The organism is Nesterenkonia lacusekhoensis (assembly GCF_017876395.1).
Lineage (GTDB): Bacteria > Actinomycetota > Actinomycetes > Actinomycetales > Micrococcaceae > Nesterenkonia > Nesterenkonia lacusekhoensis.
This window is the reverse complement of sequence record NZ_JAGINX010000001.1, coordinates 186,782-208,773: the sequence shown is the minus strand read 5'-3', so window position 1 is coordinate 208,773 and position 21,992 is coordinate 186,782. Positions and strand designations below refer to the sequence as shown.

Here is a 21,992-nt window from a genome sequence, read left to right as displayed (position 1 = left end):
TGCGACGCCGGAGCCTCACCTCACCACGCCGCTGAGCTCCAGCTCCTCGGCGAAGTGGCAGGCGCTCCGCCGGCCCGGGGCGATCTCACGCAGCGCCGGCGCCTCCGTCGCACAGATCTCCTGGGCGAAGCGGCACCGGGTGCGGAAGGGGCAGCCGTCGGGCCGCTGCGTCGGATCGGGCAGCTCGCCGGTGATCTCCACCTGCTCCCGGGCTCGCTGCCGCACCGGGTCCGCGATGGGCACCGCAGAGAGCAGCGTCTCGGTATACGGGTGGGAGGGGGCGGCGAAGAGCTCCTCGGCCGGCGCCACCTCCACCATCCTGCCCAGGTACATGACAGCGACGCGGTCGGCCAGATGCTCCACCGTGGACATGTCGTGGGAGATGAACAGGCAGCTCAGCCCCCGGTCCTCCTGCAGCCGTGCCAGCAGGTCCAGGATCTGTGCGCGCACGGAGACATCCAGTGCAGAGACCGCCTCATCGGCCACCAGCACCTGCGGGTCGGTGGCCACCGCCCGGGCGATGCCGATCCGCTGACGCTGCCCGCCGGAGAAGGCATGCGGATGCCGCGCCAGATGCGCAGGCTCCATGCCCACCATGGTGATCAGCTCCACCAAGCGCTGGTGCAGCTGATCGGCGGAGAGGCCCAGGCCGCGCAGCGGCTCAGCCAAGATCTGTTCCACGGTCATCCGTGGGTTCAGGGAGGCGAACGGGTCTTGGAACACCATCCGGATCTGCCGGCGGTAATCCCCCAGCGCGGACTCCGGAGCCGAGGCTACCTCAGTGCCGGCTTCAGCGCCCTGTGAAGCCCCCGCCTGAATGTTCTGTTGAATGTTCTGTTCCGTCAGACGGTGCCGGATGGACCCGGAGCTGGGCTTCTCCACGCGTAGCAGACATTTGGCCAGTGTGGACTTCCCACACCCCGATTCCCCCACCAGGCCCAGCGTCTCCCCTGGATAGATGTCCAGATCCACCCCGTCGATGGCGTTCAGCCGGTTGCGGCCCATCCCGAGCGTCCCGGTCTTCAGGGAGAAGGTACGGGTCAGATCCCGCACCGAGACCAGCGGATCAGCCTGCGCGAGGGCGCTGCGCACCGTCGGCTCGGCCGCTCCGGCGCGCAGCGTGGGCGTGGCCTCCAACAGCACCTGGGTGTACTCATGCTCCGGTGCGGCGAAGAGCTCGTGGACAGCTCGGCTCTCCACCACGTGGCCGCGGCGCATCACCGAGACCTCATCGGCGATCTCAGCCACCACGCCCAGGTCGTGGGTGATGAAGAGGATGCCCATATCGCGCTGCTGCCGGATCTCACGCAGCAGCTGGAGGATCTGCGCCTGGGTGGTGACATCCAGCGCGGTGGTGGGCTCATCGGCCACCAACAGATCCGGACGGCCGGCCAGGGCGATCGCGATCATCGCCCGCTGCCGCATCCCGCCCGAGAGCTCGAAGGGATAGGACTTGGCACGCAACTCGGCCCGCGGGATCTGCACATCGCGCAGCGCCTCCACCGCCTCTGCCCAGGCCTGTCTGCGACTCAATGGACGTCCTTCGACCGTACGATGCAGCCGGATCGCTTCGGCGATCTGGAAGCCCACCGTGTGCATGGGCGAGAGGCTGCGGGCCGGCTCCTGGAAGATCATGCCGACCTCGCCGCCGCGGACCCGCCGCATGCGCGCACCTCGGGGCTTGAGCTCCGCCAGATCGACCGGCTGAGCACCGGGCGGACGGAAGAGGATCTCCCCACCGGCGATCCGGCCGGGAGGGTCCAGCAGCCCCAGCGCGGCTCGGGCGGTCTGGGACTTGCCGGAGCCGGACTCGCCCACCAACGCGTGGACCTGGTTGGGCCGCAGGCTCAGATCGGCGCCGTCCACTGCGGTCACCAGACCCTCATCGGTGGGGAACTCCACCCGCAGCCCTCGGACCTCCAGCAGAGGGTGCGGCGGCTGACGCACCTCGGGGGCCTGCCCGTCCGAGCCCAGCGCAGAGACGGTCGGCGTCGTGGCTGCTGCTGCAGCACCGGTCTGGATGCTCATCGTGCACCTCCATAGGGGTCGGCGGCGTCGCGCAGTCCGTCGCCGAGGAAGTTCAGGGCCAATGTGGCGATCACCACCGCGGCGGAGGGGACGATCAGCAGCCACGGTGCGGTGATCACGCTGCGCACGTTCTGCGCCTCCTGCAGCAGCACGCCCCAGGAGACCACCGGAGGCTGCAGCCCCAGACCGAGGAAGGACAGGGAGGTCTCGGCCAGGATCATCGCCGGAACGGCCAGCGTCACCGAGGCGATGATGTGGCTGGTCAGGCTGGGCAGGATGTGGCGCCGGATCACTCGGAACCTGCTGGCCCCGTCCAGCCGCGCGGAGACCACATAGTCCTCGCTGCGCAGACTCAGCACCCGGCCGCGGACCTCACGGGAGAGCGAGGTCCAGCCGATCAGCGAGAGCAGCACGGTGATCCCGAAGTAGACCTGCAGCGGACTCCAGTGCTGCGGCAGCGCCGCGGCCAGCGCCATCCACAGCGGCAGCGTGGGGATGGACATGAACAGCTCGGTGATCCGTTGGATGGCGGTGTCCAGCGGTCCGCGGAAGAAACCGGCGAGCGCCCCCAGCGTCACTCCGATCACCAGGGAGAGCACGACGCCGATCAGCCCGATGGACATCGAGACCTGGGTTCCATAGATCACCCGGGAGAAGATGTCCCGCCCGTTGGAGTCTGCGCCCAGCAGATAGAAGGGGGCATCGGCGTCCTCCGGCGCGAGCAGCTTCCGGTCGGTCTCGAAGAGTCCGAGGAACCGGTAGTCGTGGCCGCTGGGGACGAAAAGGCCCAGCTTGTGCAGCTCCTCCTCGTCAGTGACGTACTCCCGGTTCCACGAGACCTCGTCGAACTCCTGGGTGTAGCCGTGGACATAGAGCCCGAATCCGCGGCCGTCCCCCGGATCGGTCAGCGTGATCGACTGCGGCGGAGCGTAGGGGTGGTCGACGTCGTAGTCCCCGGCGGGCCGCGGTGCGATCACATCGGCCAACAGCGCGACCAGGTAGATCCCGACGATGATCCACAGCGAGACGTGGGCGAGTCTGTGCCGACGGAACCGGGTCCACATCAGCGAGCGCGCAGACTTCAGCTCGACGGTCTGGTTCCGGCTCATGCGGCGGCTCCTGAATGTTGGCGGCGCACCCGTGGATCTGCCCAGGCCAGCACCAGATCGGAGATCACCGTACCGATCACGGTGAGCACCCCGAGGATGAGGATGAAGCTGCCGGCGAGGTACATGTCCTGGTTGCGCAGCGCACCCAGCAGGACCGGGCCGGTGGTGGGCAGCGAGAGCACCTGCGAGACGATGATCTCCCCGGAGATCACCGAGGGGATCGCGTAGCCGACAGTGGAGATGAAGGGGTTCATCGCTGCCCGCACCGGGTAGCGCAGGGTCAGCACACTCTCCCGCTGGCCGCGGGCCCGGGCTGCGACCACGTAGGGCTGGGCCAGCTCATCGGAGAGGTTGGCCCGGGTGATGCGGATCAGTCCGGCAGTTCCTGCGGTGGCGATGATCAGTGCCGGCACGATCAGGTTCTTCAGCAGGTCCCAGGCTCTGGCCGGGGACCAGTCGGCCTCCACGAACTCCGGAGAGAACAGCCCGCCCACACTCATGCCGAAATATCGGAAGGCGATGTACATGAACACCAGCGCCAGCACGAAGTTCGGCACGGAGAGCCCGATGAAGCCCATGAAGGTGAAGAAGTAGTCGCCCAGGCTGTACCGCTTCACCGCGGTGTAGATGCCGATGGCGAAGGCGATGATCCAGGTCAGGATCATGGAGCCCCCGGCCAGCAGGATGGTGAAGGGCAGATGCTCCATGATCACGTCTGCGGCCGGTCGGTTCCAGCGGAACGAGTAGCCGAAGTCGCCCTCGGTGACGATCCCGCTGATCCACGCCCAGTACTGGCCGTACCACGGCATGTCCAACGCGTATCGGTCCCGCAGCACCTCCACCTGGGCGGCGGAGAGACGCCGTCCATCCTCCTCCGCCGAGGCCATCAGCACAGAGACGAAGTCTCCGGGCGGAGCTTGGATGATGAAGAAGCAGACGACGGAGATCAGCCAGATGGTCAGCAGCGACCAGCCGATCCGGTGCAGAGTGTAGGTCAGCATCAGCTGTCGTCAGGCTCCAGTTCGACGTCGACGTCCTCCGCCTCGTCCTGGACGGTCCCCTCGTCCTCAGCCTCGGCGGACTCAGGGTCCTCCCACCACCAGACGGCGGGGTAGGCGGGACCGGGGTTCTGGAAGGCGCTGGCCTCGTAGAGCTCATGCGGGGCGTTGTTCAGCCCGTCGGCCACCACACCGACCCGGTTGGGGCTGGTGGAGACGCCGATGGTCCAGAAGGCCTCTGCGGAGAGGTCCAGCAGCTCCTCCATGAGCTCGGCCTGCTCCTCCGGATCTCCGGTGACCAGAATCTCCTCATAGATCTCCCACTGGTCCCAGGCCAGGGAGTCCTCGGGCGGGGCCTCTCCGGCATCCTCCCCGTCGAGGAAGTAGGAGCCCCAGGACCAGGCGTAGGCGCCGGAGTCCCCGTAGGGCATGTACCAGTGAGGGCGCAGGATCGCGTCCTGCAGACCGGCCGATCCGTCGCGGACGTAGACGTCGAACTCCCCGGCGTCGCGGCGCTCGTTGCGCAGGTCCCGGTCCATAGAGTTGATCTCCAAGGTCAGGCCCACCTCGGCCCAGTGCTCCTGGACCAGCTGCAGAGCATCGACGTGTTCCACCGAACGGTCGGTGGCCACGTCCACGGAGAAGGTGAAGGGCCGGCCGTCCGAGTCGAGCCGGCGGCCCTGCTCGTCCTTCTCCGGCAGCACCTGATCCAGATACTCTTCAGCGAGCTCGACGTCGTGCTCGAGATACTGTTCCGCGAGCTCCTGGTGATAGTACGGGGAGCCCTCTCGGGGCGCCGCCTGGGACGGTTCGCCCTGGCCGAAGTAGACCAGCTCGATGATCTCCTCGCGGTCCATCGCATGGGAGAGCCCGGCTTTGAAGTTCACGTCCTGGAAGATCTCTCGCATCTCCTCATCTGGGTGGATGTGGTTGAAGCTGAACAGCATGGTGTTCATGTCTGTGGAGGTGACGTCGATCAGCCCGAAGCCGTTCTCCTCCATGGACTCGGCCAGCAGCGGGCGGAAGTCGTGGTCGAAGTGCCGGTCCTGATAGGAGATGTTTCCGGCCGCGGCGCGGAAGGCGATGACCTCCTGGTCCGCGAAGACGTCGTAGACCAGACGGTCCACATAGGGCAGCTGATTGCCGTCCTCGTCCACCTTCCAGTAGTAGGGGTTGCGCACTGCGGTGACCCGGGTCCCCTCATAGGCCGGGGTCTCGATGATCCACGGGTTGATCTGGGGAAGGTCCGGGTTCATCCACCGGGCGTCGAAGCCGGTGCCCAACGTCACCCAGCCCTTGGAGGTGAACATGTCGGCCCAGCCCTCGTAGCCCTCCTCCTCGGCGAGGCTCGCGGCGTCGTCGTTGTAGTCGATGTGGAACTGTTCCAGGTAATGGCGCGGGAAGCGGTGGAATTTGCCGTCCTCCTCCGCGCGGGCCAGCTGCATCAGGAACAGGCCGTGAGGTTCCTGGAACTGCAGCTCCACGGTGTGGTCGTCCAGGGCGGTGACCTCCGGCCAGTTGCCCTCCGGGTCCATCAGGTATTCGGTGGGACCGGGGGTCAGCTCCTCGTTCATCAGGACGTCCTCGTAGCCGAAGACCAGATCATCGGCGGTGAAGGGCACGCCGTCGGACCACCGGATCCCCTCCTCCAGGTGGAAGGTGTAGGTCCGGGCGTCCTCCGAGACCTCCCATTCCTTCGCAACGCCGGGGGCCAGCTCATCGGACCAGTCGGCATCCCAGCGGACCAGGGGCTCATATGCGGCGTAGCGGCGGATGGTCGAGTCGTCGTCGGCGTCGAGCATGGCCATCTGCATCTCGCCGCCGTACTGACCGACGCCGTCCTTGCCCATCAGGGTCACGGCCTCCTCCGGCACTCGCTCCTGCAGCGGCGGCAGATCGCCGGCCTCCACCTGTTCCGCCAGGTCAGGGGCCTCCCCGGCGGGGGCGGTGCGCTGCTCGGCGATGTTCGGGGCGCCGGTCTCCATGCCGGTGTCGCGTCCGGGGCCGGAGTCGCCCGCCTGGGCCTCCCCTCCTCCCCCGCCACAGGCGGTCAGGGCGATCAGTCCGGTGGTCAGGGCAGCTGCGGCGCGGGGTGCATGACGCATGGTGAACCTCTCAGGTGTGGGCGATGCCAGTGATGCAGTGCGAGTGGTGCGGTACGGGCGTGCAGTGGAACGGTGCTGCTGCGGTCAGTGCAGCAGGGCGGGGATCTCACCGGGATCGGTGACCAGGTCGGTGGCCCACCCGGCGGTCAACGCCTCCTGGAGCTCGGACTCCTCTCCGGAGCCGCCGCGGGTCAGGATCCGCCGTCCGATGCCGGCTCTCTGAGCTCCGTAGGCATCGTTGAACGGCTTGTCCCCCACCATCACGGCATGCTCCGGGGCGACGCCGGCCATCGCCAGCGCGCGCAGGAAGATCTCCGGATGCGGCTTCTTCAGCCCGATCTCGTCGGAGCAGACCCATCCGGCGATATGCCCGTCCAGTCCGTAGGAGCGGATGATCCCGCGGACCCCGGTGCCGCAGATGGTGTTGGAGACGATGACCACCCGGCGGCCGGTCTCGACCGCGTGGAGCAGCATGGACCGGATGCCGGGGCGCTCGGTCTTGGAGGATTTGGAACGGTAGAGGGCCGGATGGAGCACCTCGGCTGCGGCCACGAGGGCCTGTCGCTGCCGGGCGGTCACCGTGGAGGCGGTGAACTCGCCCCAATACATCCGCGGGGTGACCTCCCCGTAGAGCTCGGATTCGTCCTGTGCGGCCTTGTACTTCTTGTACTCCTCATGGGCGACTTCGACGATATGCCGACCCATGCCCGGCTCCACGGCGCTGCCGGAGCGCGCCAGCACGGCCTCAACCGTCTCAGCGGCCTCCCGGAAGGGCTCAGCCTGCTTCCGCGGGGCGGAGACGACCCCGCCGTGATCTAAGAGGATGGCCCGGTTCTGCATGCCGGAGACCGTCCCGGCGGCGAGCTGGGCCGGGACCGAGGCGGCCGGATGCAGCGAGGCGGCCGGCGTCGCGGCCCGATCATCGGGGCCGGGGGCGGAGGCGAGCCTGCGGCGCAGCAGCTCCAGCAGTTCGGCGGGGGTCTCCAGGACCGCCTCGGGCTGGGACTCCACGGGGAAGGGCGGCTCATCAGTGTGCTGAGAGCGGGTGAGGATCACCGCCCCGACGCCGGCACGCCGGCCGGCCACCACATCGCGGTCCAGAGTGTCGCCGACGTACCAGCTCTCGGCGAGGTCAGCGCCCAGGGCCTCCGCCGCCCGGCAGAGCATCTGCGGGTGGGGCTTCCGGATGCCCGCCTCATCGGAGTAGATCTGCACACCGAAGGCCTCAGCCAGGCCCAGTTCGGCCAGGATGCGCCGATGGCTGCGCCCTGAGTGGGCGTTGGAGACGATCCCCAGGGGGAGCGAGTGCTCCCGGGCGAACTCGATGAGCTCCCGGGCCCCGTCGCGCAGCGTGTGGTCGGTCAGCGCGGTGGCCATCTCATCCAGCAGCTCGGTGCCCCAGCCGGTCAGCACAGCCCGGGCCGGGTCCTCGAGGTCTCCGAAGTAGAAGTCCCCGAGGATCTCCTGGACGCTGAGCTCACGCGGCAGGCTGCGCCGCGAGGAGGCATGCTTCCAGTGCTTCAGCGAGGTGGCGCCGGCCTGCAGGCAGCTCTCCAGCCGCTGAGCAGAGACCTCGACGCCGGTGCGCGCCAGCCGGCTGCTCAGCTGCTGGGCGAAGGCGCGGCGACCCTCGGGACGCTTGGAGGTGCTGACGATGACTCCCCCGAAGTCCAGCAGAAGTGCGCTGGGACGGCACAGAGCGTGCAGGGTCTCCTCCACTGTGTCGGCGGCGTCGGGCGTGTCGGCGACGTCAGGCGCGTCGGCGGGGCCGGCGGCACCGGTGGAAGATGTTGCCGTGACCTCTGGTGCGGGGCTGTCGAGCATCGAGTCGTACCTCTTCTCTGATTCTGCGGCCGCAGCGGGAGCGACCGGGTCGAAACTACGAACTCAGAGTGAGGCGACGACGCATAGAAGGTGACGGGGAGTGGAACGTTCCAGAAATTTCCGCTGGAACGTTCTAGAAACGGCGCGGCCGCGCCACCGCCGATCTACTGTGGTGCCGTGAATCCCGCACAGACCAGCCGCCCACCCACGGTCCACGACGTCGCACGCGCCGCCGGAGTCTCGAAGTCCGCTGTCTCGCTGGCGGTGCGGAATCAGAAGGGCCTCTCGGAGGCCACCCGTCAGCACATCCTCAGCGTCGCCCAGGAGCTGGGCTACCGCTCCAACGTGTGGGCGCGGTCTCTGGTCCAGGGACGCAGCGGGCTGGTGGGCGTGCTTCTGCAGGACCTGGGCAACAGCTACCACCGGGACGTGACCGCAGGGGTGGAGGACGCGGCAGCCGAACAGGACCTGCGGCTGGTGATCGGACACGGACGGCGCGATGCCGCCAAGCTGCGCACCGAACTGGATTCGCTGTTGGCGCTCGGCGTGGAGGGGGTCGTCATCGTCTCCTCGTGGCTGCCCCCGCAGGCGCTGGAGGAGATCGCCCGCCGCGTGCCGCTGGTGGTGGCCGGTCGACTCCCGGAACTGGTCTCCGGCGTGGACTCCGTGGCCAACCATGATGAGATCGGGGCACGGCTGGCCGTGGAGCATCTCACCGAGCTCGGCCATGAGCGGATCATCCACCTGACCGGATCCGCCCGCCCAGCGGCGATGCACCGGCAGGCCACCTTCCGTGAGGTCATGCGTGAGCACGTCCCCGGCATCGAGCCCCGGGTCGAGGGCCCTCAGCGCGTAGATGCCGCTGTCCGGCACGTGATCTTTCAGCTCCGCGAGGAGAAGGCCCCGCCCACAGCGGTCTTCACCCAGAACGACCGGGTCGCCGCCGACCTCGTCGGAGCCTGCCTGGATGCCGGGGTCAGCGTCCCCGGGCAGCTCAGCGTGGTCGGCTATGACAACTCCAGCATCTGCCGCATGCTTCGCCCCCAGCTGACCAGCGTGGACCAACCGCGGCAGCAGATGGGCCGCATGGCGCTGGAGATGCTCAGCCAGCGCCTCGCCGGACGCTCAGAGGATCTGCACGAGAGGCTCTCCCCGCAGCTGGTGGTGCGCAGCTCCACTGGTGTGCCCGGTACGTGACGAGGAGGCCGGCGTCGGGCCAGGTGTGTTGAGTTCCCGGGAACTGCCCCACTGGCAGGACCCGGGAACTCAACACATCGAACGCAGCACCCGAGGCTGGAGCCGACGACGCCGGCCGCTCGCCTCAGCCCTTCACCGCACCAGCGGTCAGCCCTCCCACGATATAGCGCTGCAGCGCCAGGAAGAGGATCAGCACCGGAGCCGCGGAGATCACCGCCCCTGCCGCGAACAGCCCCCAGTTGGCGTCGAGCTCGCCCGCCACCCAGCTGTAGAGGCCCACGGCCAGGGTCCACCGCTCCTCGGAGACCAGGATGAGGCGAGCCAGCACGAAGTCGGAGAAGGTCGCGATGAAGGCCAGCAGCCCGACCACGGCGAGCACGGGCCGCACCAGGGGCAGGATGATCGTCCAGTAGATCTGGGCATGGCTCGCGCCGTCGATCCTAGCCGCCTCGTCCAGGTCCCGGGGGATGGTGTTGAAGAATCCGTAGATCAGGAAGGTGTTCACGCCCAGGGCTCCACCGAGGTACACGAAGATCAGCCCCAGCTGGCTGTTCAGGCCCAGCACGGGGACCACTTCGCGCAGGCCCAGGACCAGGATGAAGATCGCCACGAAGGCCAGCACCTGCGGGAACATCTGCAGCACCAGCAGCGTGGCCAGCCCCGCTCGCCGCCCGGTGAAGCGGAAGCGGGAGAAGGCATAGGCCGCGGCCGCGCCCATGAGCACCGTCCCGACGGCGGTCACCAGCCCGATCACCAGCGTGTTGACCACCCAGGTCCAGAAGTACGTGTCCCCCAGTCCTGCGTAGTGGCTGAAGGTGATGGTGCGGAAGAGCTCGTTGGACCCTGTGAGGGTTCCGCGCTCGGCCAGGGAGGCGGAGACGATGTAGATGATCGGGAAGACCGCGACGGCCGAGGCGATCACCGCCACCAGATGGCGCCAGCCCAGCTCCGCGAACCAGCGTGCGACGCCGCCGCGGCCCGCTCTCCGGTGCACAGACAGTGTGTTCTCAGCCATCAGTGAATCTCCTCGAGGGATCGGGTCCGGCGGAAGCTGATCACCGCGATGACGGTGACAATCAGGAAGATCACCAGCGACATCGCCGCGGCCAGGCCGTAGTCGGTGGCCTGCCCGCTGGCCAGCCCTGAGATCTTGAAGACCATGGTGATCAGGATGTCGGTGTGACCCACCGGCGCCTCCACGCCCTCCATGCGGGGCCCTCCCCCGGTGAGCATGTAGACCAGGTTGAAGTTGTTGAAGTTGAAGGCGAAGGTTGCGATCAGCAGCGGCGCTGTCGGGACCATCAGCATGGGCAGGGTCACCGACCACCAGCGGCGCAGCGGGCCGGCCCCGTCGATGGATGCCGCCTCCAAGGAGTCCTTGGGGATGGCCTGCAGGGCCCCCATGCAGACCAGGAACATATAGGGGAAGCCCAGCCAGGTGTTGACCAGGATGATGGAGAGCTTGGCCAGCCAGGGATCGGTCAGCCAGGGGATCGAGGCCCCGCCCAGCAGCACCTCGTTGACGAAGCCGAAGCGTTCGTTGAGCATGCCGGCAAACAGCAGCGCGGAGAGGAAGCCGGGGAAGGCATAGGGCAGGATCACCAGCACCCGGTAGATCCTCCGGCCCCGCAGCCGCTCGTGCTGGAAGGCGATGGCCAGGAACATGCCCACCAGGTAGGTCAGCACCACCGAGGCCAGGGCGAAGACGAAGGTCCAGGCCAGCACCTCGAAGAACGGCCCGGCGGTCTGGGTGTCGGCGATACCGGTGACGAAGTTGTCGAAGCCGACGAACACCCGCCAGCCCACGGCCAGCTCCGTGCCGTCCTCGGCGGCGAAGAGCCCCTCCTCCGTGGGCGAGTAGACCGTCCCGTCCTCCACATGGGTCAGGGTCTCAGCCTCCTCGTCATAGACCAGGGTCTGCTCATAGACATGGGCGGTGCGCCCGTCCTGGGTCAGCAGCGCTCCCTCGGCCTCATCCTCGCCGAAGGGCACCCGCAGCTCCGCGACCTCGGTCTGCCGGTCCAGGACCTCCTCACGGTCCAGCACCTGGTAGCCGGGCACGGAGGTGACCTGATCGGCGTCGGCCTCGGCACCCTCCACCGGCCGCAGCGGCTGCTCGGCGGTGCCCACCAGCACCTGGGAGTCCTCGACGACGGCGAAGCCCAGCTCCTCCTCGCCCAGCAGTCCGCCGTCCTCGCCCTCCGGCAGCACGACGGCGACCGGGTAGGACTCGCTGCCCTCCACCCGCTGTTCGTTCTGGGCCACCAGCTGATCGGCGGCGTCCTGCTGGGAGCCGATATGCCCGGTGCCGTAATTGGTGAAGGCGATGCCGGCGGTGTAGAGGACCACGAAGACCTGATAGACCAGCAGGAACGCGAAGCCGGGGAGGATGTACTTCAGCGGCAGGGCCCGCTTGGAGAAGTAGACCCAGTCGGCCGCGATGAGCAGCCCGGCCATACCGGCCAGGATCCCCCAGCTCTGGGCCTGTGCCGCCGAGAAGATGATCATCACGCCGACGGCGTTGATGATCGCCATGATGACTAGCTTCACCCAGAAGCCTCGGCCATAGCTGGCATGCGGTGTGCCTGCTGTCTGTCTCACTGCTGTCCCCTCAGTCGTCTGGCTGCGCTCAGTCATCAACCTGCGCCTGGATCGTGTCCATGGTCTGCTCCCAGGTCACCGCCGGGTCCTGGCTGCGCCCGTCGACGATCTGGGCATGGGCCACACCCCAGTAGTCGAAGACGATGGCCATCTCCGGGATCCCGGGCATGGGCAGCCCCTCAGCGCCCACCTGGGCGAATCCGTCCATCCGCGGGTCCTCGGCAGCCACCTCGGCCGCTGACTGCAGCGCGGGAGTGCGACCGCCGGCCTCGAACAGGGCCACCTGCGCGTCGTGGCTGGCCAGGTAGTCGGTCACCAGTTCAGCGGCCAGCAGCGGGCTCTCCGTCTGGGAGGAGATGTAGAAGCCCTGGGCCCCGACGAAGGGCACGGCCTCCTGGTCTCCTGGACGCGGAATGGGCTCCACAGCCACATCTAGGTGTTCCACCTCCGGCAGAATCCACGGGCCGGAGATCAGATACGGGGACTCCTCATTGGCGAAGGCCTCCCGAGCGATGTCGAAGGTGACCGTAGTGTCCAGCACTCGGGCCTGACCTTGGACGTCCAACCACTGGGCGAACTCGGCACCGGGCTCACCGCCCATAGCTATCTCGGGCTCATAGCTGCCGTCCTCGGCCTGCTCGAAGACCTCTGCTCCGAAGGATGTCTGCATGGGATACATCATGTAGGGGTCACCCTCGGTGTCCATCTGCAGCAGGATGGGGTAGTCAGCGTCGAGCTCCTCCCCCACCTCCACGGCCTCGTCCCAGGTCTCCGGGGTCACGTCGGTCATCGCGGTGTTACGGATCAGCGCGAGGTTCTCGATGGCATAGGGCACCGCCCAGGTCTGGCCCTCATAGGTGAAGGCCTCCAGGGAGACCGGCTCCATCTCCTCGGTGAGTTCTCCGGGCTCGATCGGGCTGATGACCCCGTTGACGGCCAGCTCTCCCAGCCAGTCGTTCGCGCCCACGGTGATGTCGGGACCCTCTCCGGTGGGGACCTGGGAGATGAAGTCGTTGCGGATCTCCTCGTAGTTGCGCAACACGATTTCCACCTCCACGCCGGTGTCCTCGGTGAACTGCTCGACGGCGCGGGCCACTGGCTCCTGGCGGTCGTCATCCACCCAGATGGTCAGGCTGCGACTTTGGTCATCCAGCGCCACACCGTCCCCGGCACAGCCGGAGAGGGCGAGCAGCGCAGCGGCGGCGGATACGGCGACGATGCCTCGGTGCATCAGGACTCCTGGAGTCGTGAACGGTCAGGTCGATCAGCGGAGTGTCGCTGATCACATCGCGTTGACCGTAGCACCGCGTGCAACATTACTGCAACATTTTTCAGAAGCTTTCCTGCACCCATTGCAGGCTCTAAGCTGATCCCGACCGAAGGAGATCTATGCGCCTCACCGACATCGCTGCACGGGCCGGTGTCTCCACCGCCACCGTCTCCCGCGTGCTCAACGGACGCCCCGGCGTCGGCGAGGAGACCCGGGCCGCGGTGATGGCCGCCGTGGAAGAGCTGGGCTACACCCGCGCCGAGGCCGGCCGCCCGCGCCATCGCCCCACCGGGCTCATCGGCCTGATCGTGGGCGAGATGTCCAACCCGATCTTCCCGGCCTTCGCTCAGGGCATCGAACATGCCGCCGCCGGGGCCGGCTACACCCAGCTGCTGTGCACCGGCTCCCCCGGCGGGATCAGCGAGCAGGACTATCTGGACATGCTCCAGCGTCACCAGGTGGACGGGATCGTCATCGTCTCCGGACAGCATTCGGACACCGAGGCCGATCTGAGCCGCTACCGGCAGCTGGACGACCTGAACATCCCGCTGGTGGTCATCAACGGGACCCAGGAGGAGATCCAGGCCCCGGCGCTCTCCACCGATGAGCACGCCGCCATGGACCTGGCCGTCCGCCACCTTGCCGCCCAGGGTCACCGGCGGATCGGCCTGGCCACCGGACCTACCCAGTTCGTGCCCACGCTGCGCAAGATCGAAGGGTTCCAGACCGCCGTGGCGCGGCATCTGCCCGAAGACCCTGAGGGCGGCGAACTGGCGAACTCGCTGTTCACCCTTGAAGGCGGCGTGGCAGCCGGCACCGACCTGATCCAACGGGGATGCACGGCAGTGGTCTGCGGCTCAGACGTCATGGCCCTGGGCGTGATCCGAGCGGCCCGATCCGCCGGACTGGACGTGCCCCGGGACCTCTCCGTGGTGGGCTTCGACGACTCCAGCATGGTCGCCTTCACCGATCCTCCGCTGACCACGCTGCGCCAACCGGTGGATGCGCTGTGCCGCTCCGCCATGGCCACTCTGCTGCGGCAGATCCAGAACCAGTCAGCTGAGCTGCCCGCGAGCGCTGAGCTGCTGTTCGAGCCGGAACTGGTGGTGCGCGGCTCCACAGCCGCCGCACCTGCAGAACTGGCCGAACCGGCGTCGTGATCCTGCCGCTGCTGCGCAGAGCAGGACCCGACGCCGACCTCGACCCTGACCGACTGATCCGACCCCTCACCCCAGGAGCGATATGACCTCCCCGACCTCGCAGAGCGCAGCCGCCACGCTGCACGTCCAGTCGCCCGAGCAGACCGAATGGTGGCGTCATGCGGTGATCTACCAGATCTATCCGCGCTCCTTCGCCGACGGCGACGGCGACGGCATGGGCGACCTGCCCGGCATCACCTCCCGCCTGGACCACCTGGCGCAGCTGGGAGTGGACGCGATCTGGCTCTCCCCGTTCTACCGCTCCCCGCAGAACGACGCGGGATATGACGTGGCCGACTATCGGGACATCGATCCGCTCTTCGGCACGCTGGAGGATGCCGATGAGCTGATCGACACGGCGCACAGCCTGGGCATCCGCGTGGTGGTGGACCTGGTGCCCAACCACACCTCGGATCAGCACGCCTGGTTCCGTGCCGCCTTGGCCGCTGGGCCGGGAAGCCCTGAGCGCGAGCGCTACATGTTCCGTGAGGGAGCAGGGCCCGACGGCGCACAGCCGCCCAACAACTGGGAGTCCCTCTTCGGCGGCCCGGCCTGGACCCGGGTCCGCGAGCGCGAGGACGCCCCCGGCTCCTCCTGGGCCGAGGACGGCCAGTGGTACCTGAACCTCTTCGACACCTCCCAGCCGGATCTGAACTGGGAGAACCCGGAGGTCCACCGCGAGTTCGATGACATCCTGCGCTTCTGGCTGGACCGCGGAGTGGACGGGTTCCGCGTGGACGTGGCCCACGGCATGATCAAGGCCGAGGGCCTGCCCGACTGGTCCGGACATGTGGAGATGGTCTCCGGCGCCGCGGAGGCCGCCGACGCTCCCGGCGACAACCCCGGCATGCCGCCCTATTTCGACCAGGACGGCGTCCACGAGATCTACCGGCACTGGCGCACCATCCTGGACGAGTACTCCGGGGACCGGATGCTGGTGGCCGAGGCCTGGGTGGACCCGCTGGAGCGCCTGGCCCGCTACGTCCGCGCCGATGAGATGCACCAGGCCTTCAACTTCGCCTTCCTGACCCAGCCCTGGGAAGCCTCAGCGCTGCGCGCCACCATCGCGGAGTCCTATGCGGTCAACGATTCGGTCAGCGCCCCCACCACCTGGGTGCTGTCCAACCACGACGTCGTCCGCCACGCCTCCCGCATGGGCTTCGCCGAGGCCACCAACTCCGGCCCGAACAAGGGCATCGGCCCGCAGGATCCCCAGCCGGACCGCGCGCTGGGCCTGCGCCGAGCCCGGGCTGCCTCTCTGCTGATGCTGGGCCTGCCCGGCTCCGCCTACCTCTACCAGGGCGATGAGCTGGCCCTGCCGGAGCACACCACCCTGCCGGCGGAGTCCCGTCAGGACCCGACCTTCTTCCGCACCGACGGCGAGGAGCGGGGCCGCGACGGCTGCCGCGTGCCCATCCCGTGGGAGGCAGGGGCTCCGGCCTACGGCTTCTCCTCCACCGGGAAGTCCTGGCTGCCCCAGCCCGATGACTGGGACGACTATGCGGTGAGCTCCCAGCGCGGCGACGCCGGCTCCACGCTGGAGCTGCACCGTCAGGCGCTGCGGCTGCGCCGGGAGTACGGCCTGGGGACCGCTTCCCTGGCCGATGAGCCTCAGCTGGCCGGTGCCGGAGGTGTGCTGGCTCTGGTGAGCAGCGACCCAGCCGGCGAGCGCGCCGATGTCCTGCTGATGGCCAACACCGGCTCCGAACCGGTGGAGCTGCCCGCGGGCTGGACCGTGGTGCTGAGCTCCGCGGCAGATGCTGCGGCCGGGAGCAGCAGCGGCGCGGACGGCGTCGTGGTCCCTGCGGACACCACCGTGTGGGCCGTGCGCGGCTGAGCTGCGTCCCAGGGCACGCCACCGCCTGCCCGATGTGTCGAGGTCCCGGGAACTCCCTCCCTGAGAGGGTCAGATCCCGGGACCTCAACACATCTGGGGCCGTTCAGAGCATCAGACGATCCGGCGGCGCTCGGCCCAGCGGGTGAGCTCGTGGCGGGAAGACAGCTGCAGCTTCCGCAGCACCTTGGAGACGTGGGTCTCCACCGTCTTGATCGAGATGAACAGCTCCGAGGCGATCTCCCGGTAGGTGTAGCCCCGAGCGATCAGTCTCATGACCTCCACCTCCCGGGCTGAGAGCCGATCCAACTCCTCATCCCGCACGTCCTCTGCCAGTCCGGAGGTGCCGAAGGCGTCCAGGACGAACCCGGCCAGCCGAGGCGAGAAGACGGCGTCGCCGGTGGCCACCGATTCCACGGCGTCGGCCAGGTCCGCTGTGCTGATGGTCTTGGTGACGTAGCCGCGGGCTCCTGCCCGGATCACTGAGACTACGTCCTCAGCCTGGTCAGAGACGCTGATGGCCAGGAAGCGGACGTCCTCCAGCACGTCTCGGCAGCGGGTGACCACTTCAGCCCCACCGCCGCCGGTGCCGCCGGGCAGGTGGACATCCAGCAGGACCACCTCGGGCTGATGCTCATGGACTGCGGCCACAGCGGATTCGACGTCGTGGGCCTCGCCCACCACGTCCACACGACCCTGCATCTCGGCCTTCAGCCCGGCACGGAAAATCCCGTGATCGTCGACGATCACCACACGCCGCAGCGTCTCTGCACTCATGACTCCGTCTCCTTCGACACTCGCTCCTCAGCGGGCAGGAACAGCTGAACCTCTGTGCCGCTCTCCGAAGAGCGGATCCGCGCCCGGCCTCCGGCACGGCTCATCCGGCCGATGATCGACTCTCGCACACCCAGCCGGTCCTCCTCGATGCTGTCGACGTCGAACCCCTGTCCGCGGTCGCGGATGAACACCGCATCCTCGCGTTCGTCCGACTCCGCATAGACCGACGCCGGCCCGGCATGCTTGAGCGCGTTGACGATCGCCTCTCGGGCGGCCGCCACCAGCGCCTCATGGTCTTCCCGGTGTGACTCTCCCACGGTGACCACCTCCACCGGAACCGTATAGAGTTCCTCCAGCTCGGCGGCCGCCGCCATCAGCTGGTCCCGGAGGCTCTGGGGCTGTTCCCCGACGCCGGCCTCTCCCGGCTGCTGCGCTCCGCGAGTCTCCTGCCCCCGGGGATTCTGCCCCCGGGGATTCTGCCCCCGGGCCTCCTGCTGACGGTAGAGCCAGTCACGCAGCTGCCGCTCCTGGCTGCGTGCCAACTGGCCGACGGCAGCCGGGTCATGGCGCTGCTTCTGGATCATCGCCAGCGTCTGCAGCACCGAATCGTGCAGATGAGCCGCGATGTCGGCCCGCTCAGCCTCGGCGGCGGCACGCGCCCGCTCCACCGACATGGTGCGGTACATCTTGATCAGCCACGGCGCGATCACCAGCGCGACGCCGGCCAGCAGCATCCCGGCCAGTACGAGGCTGAGGATCAGCTCTCCGGCCGGGATGAACCCGCCAGCCATGACCAACAGCGCGACCAGCACCAGGAAGGCGCCGCCGGCGAACTGCCAGAGCGCGGCCTGTCGGCTGCGTGTGGTCCTGGCGCCCTCCCCGGCATCGACCTGGGACCAGGCCAGCAGCAGTCCGACCACCAGGATCGCCGGAGGACCGATCAGCCACCAGTCGACGCGGAGGCCCACCAGCTGCAGCACCATGATCCCGGCGATGCCCAGAAGGAGGCCTCCGGCCAGCACCTCTGGAGAGCGGGTCAGCACATCGAGGCCTCGACGCAGACGCGCGGCGAAGTCCTCCTCGCCCGAGGCTCCGGAGGGCCCGGCGCGGGAACCGGTCCCACCTCCGGCGTCGGGCTTGGGAGAGCTGCCGGGTACGCCGGCGTCGGGATTCTCCACAGCGGGTCCGGAGAGCCCGCGGCGGGCCGCCTCAGGCTCCGGCTCCGTCTCCACCGGCACAAAAGCCCAGAGCCAGCAGTAGAGGATCAGCCCGATCCCCCCGGCGATGGTCAGCGCGATCATCACGGTGCGGATCACCGGGACGGAGACGCCCAGGTGACGGGCCAGACCCAGGCACACTCCAGCCACGGGTGTGTCCAGGCCGCGCCGCAGCGGGGGCCGGCTCGTCGGGGTCGTCATGGGCCCATCCTGCCACGGACCGGAGTCCCCGATCCCCGGATTCGCCCGGATATCCGGGGATCCCAGGGGAGGATCAGGGTCATCTCAGGGTGGACCCCAGTAGCGGCGATGAGGCCGCGAGCAGGAGGCTTGAGACATGGAACAGCACACGAACACTCAGCCTTCCGAGGAGAAGCCGGAGACCGGCCGTCAGTTCTTCGACTGGCTGCGCTCCACGGGCATCCGCCGCGCCGAGGGCGGATGGATCGGCGGCGTCTTCTCCGCCGTCTCTCAACGCACCGGATGGGACGCGACGCTGCTGCGCGGCATCGGCGTCATCGCCCTGATCCTCGTCGCCTCCCCCACCGCCATGCTCTACGGTCTGGCCTGGCTGCTGGTCCCGGACCAGCACGGCCGGATCCACGCCGAATCCGCAGTGCGCGGCCAGTTCAGCGCAGCCGTGGTGACCTCCGGGCTGTTGGCGGTGCTCGGCGCGGTCAACGTCTTCACCCCGCTCAACATCGGTGGTCCCTTCGCCGTGCTGATCAACCTGTTGGTCATCGGCGCGGTGATCTGGGGCGCCTATGTGCTGATCAGCCGAAACGGCGGCTGCGGTCAGCATCAGCGCGGCGAGGATGCCGAGGGGGATGGCGCTGACGACCGGACCGACGGCAGCCCGGCGGGCGCCTCCACCTCCGGGGACGCGGGTGGTCAGGGAAAAGCGCCGGGGCCGCGGACGTCCTCGAAGGACGGGTCTGCTGAGGCTCGTCCCCGCGCCGACGGCAGGCCGGCCTGGTATCCGAAGGACTCCGCGTCTGCCCCCGACGCTGGGGCAGGACGCAGCACAGGCGCCGGACATGGCGCTGGGGCAGGCGCCGGTGCTGGGGCGGCTCCCGGGGGAACGGCCGCTGCATCGGCGTCGTCCGCCTCAGCCGCACATCCCTCCAGCTATGACTACAGCTACCAGTACCCTGCGCCGGCCCCGCAGAGCCCGCAGGAGCGGGCTGAACGACGCCGACGCCGGATGCTCACCTGGGGCCTGATCCTACTGATCGTCCCGGCGACCGCGGCGCTGGCGATCGTCAGCGGGTGGTTCGGGCTGTCTACGCTGAGCGTGCTGGCACTGGGTGCAGCGACCCTGGTAGTCCTGCTGGCCTTCCGGCATATGAGCGCCGCGGCGCGCGGCAGGAAGGGCAACGGTTTCGCCCTGGGCACCGCTGCCGGCGTGATGGTGGTGCTGACCGTCCTCGTTCCGAGCCCGGGCGAGGGTTCCAGCAGCTCCGAGCACTACGTGTTCGGCAACTACACCACCAGCAGCACCTCCACGACCACCGCCTTCTCCAACACGGTGATGGATCTGCGCGGCCTGAGCGGAGCACCTGCCGACGGGTCCGAGAGTCACCATGCCGAGGTCAACATGGCCTTCGCCAACACGACTGTGGTCGTCCCGGATGAGGCTCGAGTGCTGGTCAACAACGGCCACGCCATGGGAAATCTGGACGTCCGCACCCAGGACGGCCGGTTCAACGAGAGCGGAATCGCCGGAGCCGACACCGAGCTGGGGCCCGAGGATGCAGAGACCGAGATCCAGCTGGATCTGAACTCAGGATTCGGCAATGTCGAGATCTATGACGCCACCACCTACGCAGAAGAGGTCGAAGGACCATGAGCCCCACACAGAACCCCTCGGAAGAGCCCACCCGCGAAGTGCGCAGGGACGCGCCCCACGAGACGAACCCCACCGCCGCGATGCCGATGCCCCCGGAGCCGGAGAACATCGATGAGCTGCTGGCCGAATCGCTGAGGGCTCAGTCGGAGGAGGACTTCACATGGAAGGAGCCGGAGAAGAAGCCGCGCTGGTGGCAGCGGGCCGAGGCCCAGCACGGCGACGCGCTCTCGGCGTCGCCGCGGCCGGAGCCGATGGCGACGCAGCCGACGTCATCCCCCGCACCGAAGTCGGGACCGCGGCTGGGCCAGCTGGTCTTCGCGGCGATGTGTCTGATCCTGGCGCTGTGGACAGTGATGACCGTGCTGTTCGGCGTCTTCCTGGACCCGCTGGTCGTGGCCCTGGGCGTCTGCACCCTGGGCGGCGTTGCGCTGGTCGTGGGCGGACTGCTCCCCCGGTCCGGACAGCGGATCTAGGACATCTGCCTGAGCTGCTGGACCCGCCCCTGGCGGCCATCCCAGTCTGGACGGCGACCAGAGCCGCACACATGCAGAAGGACCCCGGAGGGATTTCCCTCCGGGGTCCTTCGTATGCAGCTGCAGAAGCTGGAGAATGCGGCTCACGCCGCACAGATCACTTGAGGGTGATCTTGGCGCCTGCGCCCTCCAGGGTCTCCTTGGCCTTCTCAGCAGCGTCCTTGTCCACGCCCTCCAGGACGGGCTTCGGAGCGCCGTCGACGAGCTCCTTGGCCTCCTTCAGACCGAGGGAGGTCAGACCGCGCACCTCCTTGATGACGCCGATCTTCTTGTCGCCTGCGTCCTCGAGGATGACGTCGAACTCGGACTGCTCCTCAGCAGCCTCTGCCTCGCCGCCTGCTGCCGGAGCGGCAGCGACAGCAGCCGGAGCTGCTGCGGTCACGTCGAAGACCTCTTCGAACTGCTTGACGAACTCGGAGAGCTCGATCAGGGTCATCTCCTTGAACTGCTCGATCAGTTCTTCGTTGCTCAGCTTAGCCATGAGAGTGGCTCCTTAATGTTGCTAGATGCGGATCTTGCGATGTTGATGCGCTGAAAGCTCAGGCTGCTTCTTCCTGCTTGGCACGCAGCGCCTCAGCCGTACGAACGGCCTTGGACAGCGGTGCCTGGAAGACAGCGGCAGCCTTGGACTGGGCGCCGATGAGAGCGCCAGCCATCTTGCTCAGCAGAACCTCACGGGATTCAAGATCCGCGAGCTTCTTCACTCCCTCTTCATCGAGGACGGCGCCATCCATGTAGCCGCCCTTGACGATGAGTTGGGGGTTGTCCTTGGCGAAGTCACGCAGTGCCTTGGCTACGTCGATGACGTCGCCGTGCACGAAAGCGATGGCGGACGGGCCGGTCATCTTGCCGTCGAAGGCCTCGATGCCGGATTCCTTGGCCGCGATCTCGGTGAGCGTGTTCTTCACCACGGCGTACTGTGCGTTCTCCCGCACGGACCGCCGCAGGGTCTGCAGCTTGTCCACGGAGAGGCCGCGGTATTCCGTGAGCACTGCGGCGGTCGAGTTGCTGAACAGTTCCTTCAGCTCGTCGACGGCGGCAGCCTTCTCAGGATTCGCCATGGCACTCCTTCCGGTCAGTGGGCCGGTCGATCCTGCCGGGCGCAGGGCATAAAAAATGCCCCGATGCGCAGGCGCATGGGGCTCATCTCATCTCTGCCACAGAACACACAGTGCTCCGCGAAGAGATCCAATGGCTTTCATCGCACCTGCGCAGGTCGCCCACAAGGGTCTTTACAGTTGCGTCGCAACTCTGGCGGTGCCAGATGACCGTGCCTCTCAGTGCCACTGATCTGCACACGACGACAACGACCGGCGGTCTTTGGTCGGGTATCACTATACACGCAGATGCGGGGTCCTCCTAATCGAGGACCCTGCCTCTATGTGTGCGACAGGCACCGGAGACGACAGAGGCCCCGCTCCCAGATGGGAACGAGGCCTCTGTGCACGGAC

Annotated in this window: 17 protein-coding genes; 5 read left to right on the top strand and 12 right to left on the bottom strand. The window is 68.0% G+C overall.

The window, feature by feature from the left end:
* Positions 1-15: 15 nt before the first annotated feature.
* From JOF45_RS00995 to JOF45_RS00975, 5 genes are all read right to left on the bottom strand, one after another.
* Positions 16-2,028: a dipeptide ABC transporter ATP-binding protein gene (locus JOF45_RS00995; RefSeq protein WP_210047383.1), complete on the bottom strand. Its 2,013-nt coding sequence runs from the start codon at positions 2,026-2,028 to the stop codon at positions 16-18.
* On the bottom strand, positions 2,025-3,137 hold the full coding sequence (locus tag JOF45_RS00990) for an ABC transporter permease (protein WP_210047382.1): 1,113 nt from the start codon (positions 3,135-3,137) through the stop codon (positions 2,025-2,027). The genes JOF45_RS00995 and JOF45_RS00990 overlap by 4 nt, the downstream gene beginning before the upstream one ends.
* Positions 3,134-4,138 (bottom strand): ABC transporter permease, encoded by a 1,005-nt coding sequence (locus JOF45_RS00985; protein ID WP_210047381.1) that lies wholly within the window; start codon positions 4,136-4,138, stop codon positions 3,134-3,136. The genes JOF45_RS00990 and JOF45_RS00985 overlap by 4 nt, the downstream gene beginning before the upstream one ends.
* Complete coding sequence (locus JOF45_RS00980; protein ID WP_210047380.1) at positions 4,138-6,240, bottom strand: ABC transporter substrate-binding protein; 2,103 nt, start codon at positions 6,238-6,240, stop codon at positions 4,138-4,140. Before JOF45_RS00980 ends, JOF45_RS00985 begins: the two co-directional genes overlap by 1 nt.
* Before the next feature lie 84 nt (positions 6,241-6,324).
* On the bottom strand, positions 6,325-8,064 hold the full coding sequence (locus JOF45_RS00975) for an HAD family hydrolase (protein ID WP_210047379.1): 1,740 nt from the start codon (positions 8,062-8,064) through the stop codon (positions 6,325-6,327).
* A gap of 177 nt (positions 8,065-8,241) precedes the next feature.
* On the opposite strand from JOF45_RS00975, the gene JOF45_RS00970 reads away from it, so the two are divergent.
* Complete coding sequence (locus tag JOF45_RS00970; RefSeq protein ID WP_210047378.1) at positions 8,242-9,261, top strand: LacI family DNA-binding transcriptional regulator; 1,020 nt, start codon at positions 8,242-8,244, stop codon at positions 9,259-9,261.
* 124 nt (positions 9,262-9,385) lie between these two features.
* Here JOF45_RS00970 and JOF45_RS00965 read toward each other — a convergent pair whose 3' ends face one another.
* The 3 genes from JOF45_RS00965 to JOF45_RS00955 are packed head-to-tail and all read right to left on the bottom strand — an operon-like array spanning position 9,386 to position 13,093.
* Complete coding sequence (locus tag JOF45_RS00965; protein WP_210047377.1) at positions 9,386-10,276, bottom strand: sugar ABC transporter permease; 891 nt, start codon at positions 10,274-10,276, stop codon at positions 9,386-9,388.
* A complete protein-coding gene (locus JOF45_RS00960) occupies positions 10,276-11,898 on the bottom strand; it encodes an ABC transporter permease subunit (RefSeq protein WP_210047376.1) in 1,623 nt (540 codons plus the stop codon). Before JOF45_RS00960 ends, JOF45_RS00965 begins: the two co-directional genes overlap by 1 nt.
* Positions 11,891-13,093 carry a sugar ABC transporter substrate-binding protein gene (locus tag JOF45_RS00955; RefSeq protein ID WP_210047375.1) on the bottom strand — a complete coding sequence of 401 codons (1,203 nt, stop codon included), beginning with the start codon at positions 13,091-13,093 and terminating at the stop codon, positions 11,891-11,893. Before JOF45_RS00955 ends, JOF45_RS00960 begins: the two co-directional genes overlap by 8 nt.
* Before the next feature lie 158 nt (positions 13,094-13,251).
* Here JOF45_RS00955 and JOF45_RS00950 point away from each other — a divergent pair, with 158 nt between their 5' ends.
* Together JOF45_RS00950 and JOF45_RS00945 are read left to right on the top strand one after the other, a co-directional pair.
* Positions 13,252-14,292, top strand: coding sequence for a LacI family DNA-binding transcriptional regulator (locus JOF45_RS00950; RefSeq protein ID WP_210047374.1), 1,041 nt, complete (start codon positions 13,252-13,254; stop codon positions 14,290-14,292).
* 82 nt (positions 14,293-14,374) lie between these two features.
* A complete protein-coding gene (locus tag JOF45_RS00945) occupies positions 14,375-16,168 on the top strand; it encodes a glycoside hydrolase family 13 protein (RefSeq protein WP_210047373.1) in 1,794 nt (597 codons plus the stop codon).
* A 111-nt stretch (positions 16,169-16,279) separates the two neighbouring features.
* On the opposite strand, the gene JOF45_RS00940 is transcribed toward JOF45_RS00945, so the two are convergent.
* Together JOF45_RS00940 and JOF45_RS00935 are read right to left on the bottom strand one after the other, a co-directional pair.
* Positions 16,280-16,942, bottom strand: coding sequence for a LuxR C-terminal-related transcriptional regulator (locus tag JOF45_RS00940; RefSeq protein ID WP_210047372.1), 663 nt, complete (start codon positions 16,940-16,942; stop codon positions 16,280-16,282).
* A complete protein-coding gene (locus JOF45_RS00935; RefSeq protein WP_210047371.1) occupies positions 16,939-18,360 on the bottom strand; it encodes an ATP-binding protein in 1,422 nt (473 codons plus the stop codon). The genes JOF45_RS00940 and JOF45_RS00935 overlap by 4 nt, the downstream gene beginning before the upstream one ends.
* A 136-nt stretch (positions 18,361-18,496) precedes the next feature.
* On the opposite strand from JOF45_RS00935, the gene JOF45_RS00930 reads away from it, so the two are divergent.
* A complete protein-coding gene (locus tag JOF45_RS00930; protein ID WP_210047370.1) occupies positions 18,497-20,008 on the top strand; it encodes a PspC domain-containing protein in 1,512 nt (503 codons plus the stop codon).
* Positions 20,005-20,481 carry a hypothetical protein gene (locus JOF45_RS00925; RefSeq protein WP_210047369.1) on the top strand — a complete coding sequence of 159 codons (477 nt, stop codon included), beginning with the start codon at positions 20,005-20,007 and terminating at the stop codon, positions 20,479-20,481. The genes JOF45_RS00930 and JOF45_RS00925 overlap by 4 nt, the downstream gene beginning before the upstream one ends.
* Positions 20,482-20,638: 157 nt before the next feature.
* On the opposite strand, the gene rplL is transcribed toward JOF45_RS00925, so the two are convergent.
* Positions 20,639-21,022, bottom strand: a complete 384-nt coding sequence (gene rplL / locus JOF45_RS00920; protein WP_210047368.1) for a 50S ribosomal protein L7/L12 — start codon at positions 21,020-21,022, stop codon at positions 20,639-20,641.
* 58 nt (positions 21,023-21,080) lie between these two features.
* Entirely contained in the window at positions 21,081-21,602 is a 522-nt protein-coding gene (gene rplJ, locus JOF45_RS00915; protein ID WP_210047367.1) for a 50S ribosomal protein L10, read from the bottom strand.
* Between the last annotated feature and the right edge of the window lie 390 nt (positions 21,603-21,992).